This is a genomic window from Fibrobacter sp. (genome assembly GCF_017545445.1).
Classification (GTDB): domain Bacteria; phylum Fibrobacterota; class Fibrobacteria; order Fibrobacterales; family Fibrobacteraceae; genus Fibrobacter.
Map to the genome: position 1 here is coordinate 76808 of NZ_JAFWOM010000030.1, position 10313 is coordinate 87120.

At 48.2% G+C, this 10313-nt stretch carries 9 protein-coding genes; 7 read left to right on the top strand and 2 right to left on the bottom strand.

What is annotated here, in order from left to right; genetic code table 11:
- Window positions 1–25: 25 nt before the first annotated feature.
- Window positions 26–1093, top strand: coding sequence for a type IV pilus twitching motility protein PilT (locus tag IKG78_RS03975; protein WP_290939657.1), 1068 nt, complete (start codon window positions 26–28; stop codon window positions 1091–1093).
- 3 nt (window positions 1094–1096) lie between these two features.
- Window positions 1097–2299, top strand: a complete 1203-nt coding sequence (locus IKG78_RS03980) for a type II secretion system F family protein (protein WP_290939660.1) — start codon at window positions 1097–1099, stop codon at window positions 2297–2299.
- 120 nt (window positions 2300–2419) lie between these two features.
- Here the strand turns inward: IKG78_RS03980 and pflA are convergent, their stop codons facing one another.
- The gene (pflA, locus tag IKG78_RS03985) at window positions 2420–3199 is read right to left on the bottom strand and encodes a pyruvate formate-lyase-activating protein (RefSeq protein WP_290939663.1); all 780 of its coding nucleotides are present in this window, start codon (window positions 3197–3199) and stop codon (window positions 2420–2422) included.
- A gap of 173 nt (window positions 3200–3372) precedes the next feature.
- On the opposite strand from pflA, the gene IKG78_RS03990 reads away from it, so the two are divergent.
- Entirely contained in the window at window positions 3373–3858 is a 486-nt protein-coding gene (locus IKG78_RS03990) for a hypothetical protein (RefSeq protein ID WP_290939665.1), read from the top strand.
- 24 nt (window positions 3859–3882) lie between these two features.
- Complete coding sequence (locus tag IKG78_RS03995; protein WP_290939668.1) at window positions 3883–4572, top strand: hypothetical protein; 690 nt, start codon at window positions 3883–3885, stop codon at window positions 4570–4572.
- Between the two features lie 393 nt (window positions 4573–4965).
- Here the strand turns inward: IKG78_RS03995 and pflB are convergent, their stop codons facing one another.
- Window positions 4966–7221 (bottom strand): formate C-acetyltransferase, encoded by a 2256-nt coding sequence (pflB, locus tag IKG78_RS04000; protein ID WP_290939671.1) that lies wholly within the window; start codon window positions 7219–7221, stop codon window positions 4966–4968.
- 405 nt (window positions 7222–7626) lie between these two features.
- Between pflB and IKG78_RS04005 the strand changes: the two genes are divergently transcribed.
- The 3 genes from IKG78_RS04005 to IKG78_RS04015 form a co-directional block, all read left to right on the top strand.
- Window positions 7627–8736: a glycoside hydrolase family 16 protein gene (locus IKG78_RS04005; protein WP_290939674.1), complete on the top strand. Its 1110-nt coding sequence runs from the start codon at window positions 7627–7629 to the stop codon at window positions 8734–8736.
- A gap of 336 nt (window positions 8737–9072) precedes the next feature.
- Window positions 9073–9558 (top strand): hypothetical protein, encoded by a 486-nt coding sequence (locus IKG78_RS04010; protein ID WP_290939677.1) that lies wholly within the window; start codon window positions 9073–9075, stop codon window positions 9556–9558.
- Window positions 9559–10130: 572 nt separating this feature from the next.
- Window positions 10131–10313: alanine--tRNA ligase-related protein (locus tag IKG78_RS04015; protein WP_366074728.1), on the top strand; the 183-nt coding region annotated here is incomplete at its 3' end.

Here is a 10313-nt window from a genome sequence, read left to right on the forward strand (position 1 = left end):
GGCTTTTTAAATTATATTCTAGTGTATGGCTTATAACATTCAAGATCTTTTAGCAGAAATGGTTAAACGGGGCGCTTCCGACTTGCATATTACTGCCGGTGCCCCTCCTCTTATTCGTCTTTCCGGTAAGCTCACCCCCATCGGGGAAAACAAGCTGAAACCTGACGAAACCATGCGCATGACTTACAGTTTGATGAATGAGGCTCAGAAAAAGACTTTTGAGCAGCAGAAGGAATGCGACTTCTCGTTCGGTATTGCAAATCTTGCGCGTTTCCGTGCGAACGCTTACTTGCAGCGTGGCTGCGTGGCGCTTGCCCTCCGTATTATTCCGCTCGATATCAAGACGTTCAAGGACCTTGGTCTCCCGAAGATCATGGCCGAATTTACGACCCGCCCCTCTGGATTGGTTCTTGTGACAGGTGCGACCGGCTCTGGTAAATCGACGACCTTGGCCGCTATGATCGACAAAATCAACAAGGAACGTCACGACCACATTTTGACTGTCGAAGACCCGATCGAATTCTTGCACAAGCATCAAGGCTGTATGATCAACCAGCGTGAAGTTGGTAGCGATACGCACAGCTTCGCCCAAGCCCTTAAGATGGCTCTCCGTCAGGATCCGGATGTGGTGCTCATCGGCGAAATGCGTGACTTGGAAACGATTCGTTCTGCGCTTACGATTGCAGAAACGGGTCACTTGACTTTCGCAACGTTGCATACGAACTCTTGCGTACAGACGATTAACCGTGTGGTTGACGCATTCCCGAAGGGTGAACAGCAGACGGTGCGTACACAGCTCTCGTTCGTGCTCCAGGGCGTTATATGCCAGACCCTTTTACCTAAAATTGGCGGTGGCCGTGTGATGGCATACGAAGTCATGAACGTGACTCCAGGTATTCGTGCTCTGATCCGCGATGACAAGGTCCATCAGATTGAGTCTATGATTGAAATCGGTCAGAAGTTTGGTATGAATACGATGAACATGTGCTTGTGCGAACTTGTCAAGAATCACAAAATTGACCGTTTTGACGCACTGGCCCGTTCTTCAAGTCCTGACCAACTTGAGCAGTTGTTCGTAAAGGAAGGGGTGTAACCTATGCCAGAATTTCTATACAAGGCCCAAAACTCGCAGGGCAACAACTTCGAAGGCTCTCTCGAAGCAAAAGACAAAGCGGAAGCCGAAGCTCTATTGCTTCGTCGCCGTCTCGTCATTACGAGCTTAAAGAAAAAGCCGACTGAAATCAAGATTAAGATCGGTTCTGGTATCAAGTCCGAAGACCTTACCCGTTTTACGCGTATGTTCTCGTCTATGTGCTCGGCAGGTCTTCCGATGTTGCAGTGCTTGAACATTCTTGAAGCGCAGTGCGAAAACCCGGAACTTAAGAGCGTTGTGCATAAACTCACGCAGTCGATTAACGGAGGTTCTTCGCTTGCAGATGCTTTGGCGCAGCACCCGAAAGTGTTTGACTCCCTGTATTGCAACATGGTGGCGGCAGGCGAAGCTGGCGGTATCCTTGAAGGTATTCTTGCTCGTTTGGCTGAAACGCTTGAAAATAACCAGCGCCTTAAACGCAAAGTGAAAAAAGCGTTGACGTATCCGGTCATGGTTATCATTGTCGGTATTCTCGTGGTGATCGCTCTTATGACGTTCGTGGTGCCGACGTTTGCGGAACAGTTCGCAGCTCTCGATGCGGAACTCCCTGCTCCGACGCAAGTGGTGATGGGAATTTCGGACTTTATACGAGATAATGGTGGATTTTTGTTCATTGGGCTTGTCCTCATTATTTTTACGTATAAGATGATTATGCGAATACCTGCGGCTCAATTTGCAATGGACAAGTTTATGCTAAAGGTTCCAAAGATAGGTGATTTGCAGATCAAATCGTCAACGGCTGGGTTTTCGAGAACGCTTGGGACGCTTTTGAATGCAGGTGTGTCTGTGATGGATGCTTTGAAGGTCGTTGCGTCAACTGCAGGCAATAAAGTTGTTGAAAAGGCTATTCATAAAATATCGATTGGTATTGCTGGTGGTAAATCTATTGCCGAGCCGATGGAAGAAGTGGGCATTTTCCCGCCCATGGTGATCCAGATGACGGGCGTGGGTGAAAAAACGGGTAACTTGGGCGGTATGCTTTTGAAACTTGCAGATTTCTACGATGAAGAAGTGGATGCCGCTGTGGATGCCGTGGTGAGTATGATTGAACCGTTGATTATCGTGTTTTTGGGTGGCGCCGTCGGTGGCCTCTTGATTGCAATGTATATGCCGATGTTCAGTATGAGTGATAACATTAAAGGCTAAAAAGGATTGATTATTGACCTTTAAAAGACGGGGCTGCGCGCCTCGTCTTTTTGAATTATCCCCATACCTCAAAGCGACCGTAGGGAGCGAGCCCATAGCCCACATCCTACCGCCTACATCCTACTTTTTTTCCCAGCCCGTGTATTTTTCGGTTTCGAGAATCTCGTTGGCATTTGCAACGCGGTCGGCGGTGGGTGTTTGCGTGTCCTTGAGTGCGTAATCGATGCCGAGTTCCTGATATTTACTCAATGCGAATGCGTGGTAGGGCAGTACTTCGACGCGTTTGACGTTGCTGAGTGTGCGGATGAAGTCTCGCGTGCGTGTGAGAGCTTCATCGTTATCGCTGATGCCTGGCACAAGCACATGGCGGATCCAGATGGGCTTCTCGATGCTGTCGAGGTAGCGGAAGAACTCGATGATGTTCTCGTTGCCGTGGCCTGTGAGGTCCTTGTGCGCGTCTTCGTCAATGTGCTTGATATCGACCAGCAAAAGGTCGGTTGACTTTAGGAAGCGTTCGATTTTCGCGAAAGTTTCGCCGGTGCGCCTAAATGTGACTCCGCTCGTATCGACGCATGTGTGGACTCCGGCTGCTTTTGCGGCTTCGAAGAATTCGATCATGAAGTCAATTTGCGCTAGTGGTTCGCCGCCGCTTACTGTGATGCCGCCGTCGCTCCCCCAGTAAGGCTTGTAGCGGATAGCTTTTTTCAGCAATTCTTCTGCAGAAATTTCGAACGAGCCGTTGTCAGTTCCGTTCGCGTTTTTATTCCCGAAGTTCCAAGTTTCTGGATTGTGGCAGAACTTGCAGCGCATGGGGCAGCCTTGCGTAAAGACGACGAATCGAATGCCCGGCCCATCGACCGATCCGAACGTTTCGAGTTTATTGATTCTTCCGAGAGTCATGATTCAAAAATAAAAAAGTCTAGCACCGCATAAAAGCGAATTTTCTCTATATAATACAAACTCCGAAAAAAAAGGCGGTTGTAGCGGATTTATGTGCGATATTGTTATAAAATTATGCATCTTTTGAAAGTGTGTTAATCTATTTTTAAAAGAGTGATGAGGAGGATATCTTTATGAAAAAATCATTGCTTGTTTTGATGGTGGCTGTAGTGGCCTTTGTGACGTTTAACGCTTGCTCCGATGATTCTGGCGTTGGTGGCTCAGGCACTTCTACAAGCCTAAATACGGAGTCGAAAAAATCCTCTGAGTATGAGGTGGGAAAAGGTTCGTGTGGCGGCGGGCATTTGGCAAAAAGAGCCGAATGGGGTGATGAATCCATTGATTTCGTGATGAACGAAGACGGCTCCGCTGTTTTTTTCCTGAATACGATTGCTGGTTGTGCCGAATATGGGCATGTAACAGATGTCAAGCTGGAACGTCATGACGATACTTTACTTGTTTATGATGTTTTTGAATACTATCCAGATTATGATAGCCGTCCCATGCATAATTGCATTTGTTTTGCCGATTATAGAGTGAAAGTCCCTGCTGAGTATATTGGAGTCAAGTACCTGAATTTTTACGATGTTTACACCATCGTTTACAAGGATAAAGAGTAAGGAAAATTTTCTATCTTTGGCGTCGTGCCAAGAATCGTAAAGCTCACTGATAGAATCCAGTATTTGCAAGTTTCGTATGAGCCGCTGAGCGCGGATGTTGTTGCTGTGCGTGGCGATAGCGCGTGGTGGATTTTTGACGTGGGTGCTTGCGATGAGGCGGTACAGTTTATCAATGATTTGCCGCGTGTTTTTGCGGACTGTAAAGTTGAGGGGGATGCCGCGGCTCCACTAAAAAAGAATATCGTCATTTCGCATTTTCATCGTGACCACCTGCTAAATGTTGTGCGTCATTGCAATGGCGAGGTCTCGCTCGATTTTGATGCTCTTTATGTTGGCTCGCATGCGTCAAAAGTGGTAGGCGAAATGAGCGACCGCGAAAAGGTGGTTGTCTCATCGCCGCTTTCGTTTGTCGATGGCGTTAAAATCCAGATTTTGCCGATTCCGAACAGCCATGCAAAAGGCTCGTTGGCGCTTATCGTGGATGATTATGTGTTTTTGGGTGATGCGACTTACCCGATGGTGGGACACGGAACGCCAGATGTTTATAATGTGCAAATTCTTGGCGAGCAGATCGCACTTTTGAAGTCGCTTGCTCCGACGCGTTTTTGCCTGAGCCATAAACGTGGGCTTGTCCGCGACAAGGATTCTGTCATCCAGTTCTTAGAATCCGTGTATGCTCGCCGTCAAAAGAACGAAAATTACATCGTGGCGTGAATCTATTACATACTAAAATCGTATTTGGCGTATTTTAGTATGTAATCGCGGTTTATAGAGTTTGTATGAATACATACTAAAATTTGATTTATGGATTTTAGTATGTAATTTTTTGCTCTGAAAGTGTGTTTTGGAGTCAATTTGGGACGTTTGAATCTCGATTTTGGCTTATTTCATGAACTTTTGGGCTCTTTTAGGGCGTTTTTTACATACTAAGACGTACGTTTTTCTTTTTTAGTATGTAATGCCTCTGTGCGGATAGTTGTTTCAAACAAAAAAGCTCCCTTTCGGGAGCTTTTTAGCTTAAATTCGCTTTCGCGCTTTGCCAAGCAACGCCCCGTTGGTCGCGGTACTTTTGTGGTTTTGAGCGACCGTGGCGCATTCGCGGTGCGATTAGAGCACGCCGTGGGCCTGGCGGGCGATCACGTCGAGCTGCTGTTCGCGAGTGAGCTTGATGAAGCGCACAGCGTAGCCGGAAACGCGGATCGTGAAGTTCTGGTATTCTTCCTTCTCCGGGTGTTCCATGGCGTCCTTCAACTTTTCGACACCGAATACGTTCACGTTCAAGTGGTGGCTGCTCTGGCCGAAATAGCCGTCGAGCACCTGCACTAGCTTGTTGGAACGTTCTTCGTCGTTGTGGCCGAGTGCATCCGGGTTGATGGTCTGCGTATTGCTGATGCCGTCCAAAGCGTATTCGTACGGAATCTTCGCGACAGAGTTGAGCGATGCCAAGAGACCGTGCTTTTCGGCACCGTAGCTTGGGCTTGCGCCTGGAGAGAACGGCTCACCAGCCTTACGGCCATCCGGGAGAGCACCTGTTGCCTTACCATAGACGACGTTACTTGTAATCGTAAGAATGGAAGTCGTCGGTTCAGAATCGCGGTAAGTCGGAGTCTGCTTGATTTTTGCCATGAACGTCTTGAGAAGCCAAACGGCGATATCGTCGGCGCGGTCGTCGTCGTTTCCATAGCGCGGGAAGTCGCCTTCGATCTGGAAGTCTTGTGCGAGGCCTGTTGCCGGGTCGCGGATGACTTTCACCTTGGCGTACTTGATAGCAGAGAGACTATCGACAACGTGGCTGAAGCCTGCGATACCCGTTGCAAACGTGCGGCGGACATTTGTATCGATGAGCGCCATTTCGGCAGCTTCGTAGTAGTACTTGTCGTGCATGTAGTGAATCAAGTTCAACGTATTCACGTACAAGTGCGTAATCCAGTCCATATAAAGTTCGAACTTGTGGACAACTTCGTCGTAGTCGAGGTAGTCGCTGGTAATCGGCGGATATTCCGGACCGACCTGTTCGCCCTTCACGAGGCATTCGTCCTTACCGCCGTTGATGGCGTAAAGGAGCGTCTTGGCGAGGTTTGCGCGTGCGCCGAAGAACTGCATTTCCTTGCCGGTCTGGGTGGCAGAAACGCAGCAGCAGATGCTGTAGTCGTCGCCCCAAATCGGACGCATCGTATCGTCGTTTTCGTACTGGATGGCGCTTGTCTTCACAGAAATTTCGGCGGCGAACTTCTTGAAGTTGTGCGGAAGACGCGGGCTGTACAGAATGGTGAGGTTCGGTTCTGGAGACGGACCCATGTTCACGAGCGTGTGCAAGAAGCGGTAGTCGTTCTTGGTCACCTGGTGGCGACCGTCTTGGCCAAGGCCTGCAACTTCGAGCGTCGCCCACACCGGGTCGCCGCTGAACAGTTCGTTGTAGCTTGTGATGCGGGCGAACTTCACCATGCGGAGCTTCATCACGAAGTGGTCGATGATTTCCTGGGCTTCGCTTTCGTTAATGACGCCGTTCTGCAAGTCGCGGGTCATGTAAATGTCGATGAACGTCGAGACGCGGCCCACGCTCATGGCAGCACCGTTCTGCGTCTTGATGGCGGCGAGGTAGCCGAAGTAGAGCCACTGCACGGCTTCGCGGGCGTTCTTTGCCGGCTTCGAAATGTCGTAGCCGTAAATCTTCGCCATCGTCTTCATGCCTTCGAGAGCCTTGATTTGTTCGGCGAGTTCTTCGCGTTCGCGGATCACGTGTTCGCGCATGTCCGTAAAGTCGGTCAGAGCCTTGTCAGCCTTCTTTTGGGCGATGAGGTAGTCGATGCCGTAAAGGGCTACGCGGCGATAGTCGCCAACGATACGTCCACGTCCGTAAGTGTCCGGGAGGCCGGTGATGATGTGGGCCTTGCGGGCCATACGCATGGCAGGAGTGTAAGCGTCGAAAACGCCTTGATTGTGCGTCTTGTGGAATTCCGTGAAGATGCGGTGAAGTTCTTCGCTCGGCGTGTAACCGTAGTTCTTGCAGGATTCTTCTGCCATCTTGATGCCGCCGAACGGCATGAAAGCGCGCTTGAGCGGCTTATCGGTCTGGAGACCGACGATCTTTTCGAGATCCTTAGTTTCTTCGGAAATGTAGCCAGCCGGGTGGCTCGTGAGCGTGGAGACAACGTCTGTATCCATGTCGAGGACACCGCCCTTTGCGATTTCCCTCTTCTGCAAATCCTGCAATTCGGCCCAAAGCTTGTTCGTTGCTTCGGTCGGGCCTTGTAAAAACGACTTGTCGCCGTCGTATTGGGTGTAGTTCTTTTGGATGAAGTCGCGGACGTTTATTTCTTCTTGCCAGCGACCGCCTCTAAAGCCAAGCCATGCTTCCTGCATATAACCTCTTTTGTTTCGAGCCCTGCTGTCGTTACAATTAAAAAGTTACTTAACTTTCCCCGTTGTAAAAAAAGAACGAACTCGATTTTTCCTTTTTTTCTCTGTCAACTAATTGTAAAGCGCAATATACATATTAAAAAGAGGGAGGACAAGGTACAAAATGCACCATTTGGTGCGTCCGAAAGGGATAGTCTCGCTTGTATTTTTCTTACGAAATACTTTGCAAATCAAGAAACTTCGGAAAATGACTTGAATTTTCTGTTAAATGTGGCGAAAATCACATAAAAACGAACTTTTGGACTGTTTTTTTTAGTACAGTTGATACGGATGGCTTTATCAATGCTGTCGTCTAGCGTGCTTCTGAAACAATCAAAATCTATCTTATAATCAAGAAAAGAGGTCATTATGAAAAAGTTTATCCTTCCGATGGTTGCCGTAGCTTTTTTGGCAGCATGTTCTGAATCCAACTCTGATGTTAATTTAATTGCCCCTCCGGGTCCGATTGGTGAAGTTTCTTCTAGTTCTGTGGCTGTTGTTCCTCCGGCAAGCTCTGAAACGGTCGCTGCACCGACAAGCTCCGATGCCGTTCTTCCGGCAAGTTCTGCAGTTGCCCCGACGAGTTCTGATGCCGTTGTTCCGACCAGTTCCGCTGCGGCTCCGACGAGTTCTGAAGCTGCTGTTCCGACTAGTTCCGCTGCAGCTCCGGCAAGTTCTGCCGCTGTTACGCCGAATCCGGAGTTCACATATAGCGTTCCGACGTTGACTGAAATTGATCCAAGCAAGACTTATAAGTTTTATGGTGCAGAACTCACTGGCCTTGACCAGTTCAAGTATGGCCGTTTCGAAGCTCGCATGAGAATGGCCGCTATTTCGGGTTCCGTGAGCTCCATGTTCCTTTACTATGACAACTCTTGGGAAAAGGGAAACGAACCGTGGAACGAAATTGATATTGAAGTTCTCGGTAAGGCTCCTAATTCTTGGCAGTCTAATATCATCACTCGTGAAGGCGATCCGTCCATCAAGTCGAATACGGCCTCCGAAAGTAAGCCACTTCACGATTTTGGCTTTGACGCTACGCAGGGCTTCCATTTGTATGCTATGGTCTGGACGCCGGAATACGTGGCTTGGGAAATTGACAGCGTTGAAGTCCGTCGCGACACGCTTGGCATGAGCCGCGGTACCCACGCTGATGCAGACCAGGTTAAGTTCTTGACCGAAAAACAATCTCTCCGCTTCAACCTTTGGGCTTCTAAGAGTGCTGCCTGGACTGGTACCTGGGCAAAAGGTGTTGGCCTCCCGGTTGAACAACAGATTGACTACGTCCGAGTTTATTCGTATGATACGGCTACCAAGACCTTCACAAAGCTTTGGCAGGATGATTTTGACGGTGAAGATGTTGATCCGCAGCATTGGTCTAGAGGCGACTGGGAAATGGAACGTGTGTACCTCCGCCCGGATAACGTTATCGTCGAAAAAGGCTATTGCAGACTTATTTTGGATTACGAAGCTAAATAAAGAATTTGGTGTATAGAAGTAAGCCTCCCGGAGAAATTCGGGGGGCTTTTTTGAATTTTAGTTGTTGGTCATTAGTCATTAGTTGTTAGTTGTTAGTCATTAGTTATTGGTCATTGGTTGTTTCTACTGACTAATGACCATCGGCTATTGACTATTATCCATGAACTATTAACTTTTGTTTACTTTTCCCTGAAAGCGAATAATTGTATATTGGTCCATGGTTGCTAGTCATTAGCCATTGGTTTGTTGCTAGGAATGTAATAAGAAAGCTCTTTTAACAACTCTATTTACTAACCACTGTTTACTGCCTACTTCCTACTACTAAAGAGGATTATCATGAAAAAACTTTTCCTTGTGGCTCTCGCTACTATTTCGCTTGCCTTGATGGCTTGCGGCCCGTCTAAAATCCAAATGCAGGAAGCTTCGTCTATGAGTGATGTGCTGGTTGAAGTACGTCAGGTTTTGAACGATTCGATTAGCTTGTATGTAGGTAATGTGCTTTATTTGAATTCTAAACAGATTGTTGCTGATGATATGTATCCGTTGCATGTCAGCACTCGCGATCCGGCAGAGTTTGAAAAGCTCACTGCAACGGATGAAATCAACAGTGACGAAGAATTGTTAAATTATCTGCGTCGTAAAGCTCCGGATATGATGAATATCGGGCTTGTGATTGGTGAAACGGCTTACAACGAAATCGGTTTTGAAGAAGCTGCCGCTGTCGCAAAACTCACCAAGATTTTCCAGCAAATCCAAGGTGGCTCGCTTACGTTGTTCCATGAGAAAAACGGCGAACTCACTGACATGAAAAAGCTGTATTAGTTGATGGTTGCTAGTCATTAGTCAATAGTCATTAGTTGTTGGTTGTAGGTCAATGGTTATTGGCGCTTTTGTCACCCCGCACTTGTTGCGGGGTCGCCTTACACAGTTCTCCTAGCTGTCATCCCGGACTCCGTTCTCTTTGACTACTTGCAGCTTTGCTGCTTAGTAGTCATGATCCGCGAATGGGGACGGGATCTGCTTTTTTATTGCGTTTATCGGGGCGTTACCCCGGAACATGTCCGGGGCAGGCTCATGGTGTTCCCGTTAGAAGGGGTAGCGGAAGCCCGTAAGGGCTGAAGCGAGGGGAAGGCTTGCCCCTTTTCTTAATCAAATCTCTCGTCTCTCGTCTTTGGATTGTCACTTCGTTCCAATCCCAAATTCTAGTCTCGGTCATGTCCAAGCAAGGTTGACGCTTCGCGTCTGTGGCGGCATTTATCAAATATAAGTCCATAAATGGCTTATGCTTGATCAAATTTGCACACTCTTGGCCGCGACGCTCGACTTGAGAATTTGTCGTCTAATTTCTATCTTTGCGCTCGTAAAAATTCAAAGGAATAGCTATGTCCGAAAAAATGACTTCTGCGCAGGTGCGCGAATCCTTTATCAAGTTCTTCGAATCCAAGGGCCACCTCTTTGTGCGTTCTTCGCCGGTGGTTCCGCATGACGACCCGACGCTCATGTTCACGAACGCGGGCATGAACCAGTTCAAGGCTATCTTCCTGGGCGACAATCCGAAGGGTTGGAAGCACGTATGC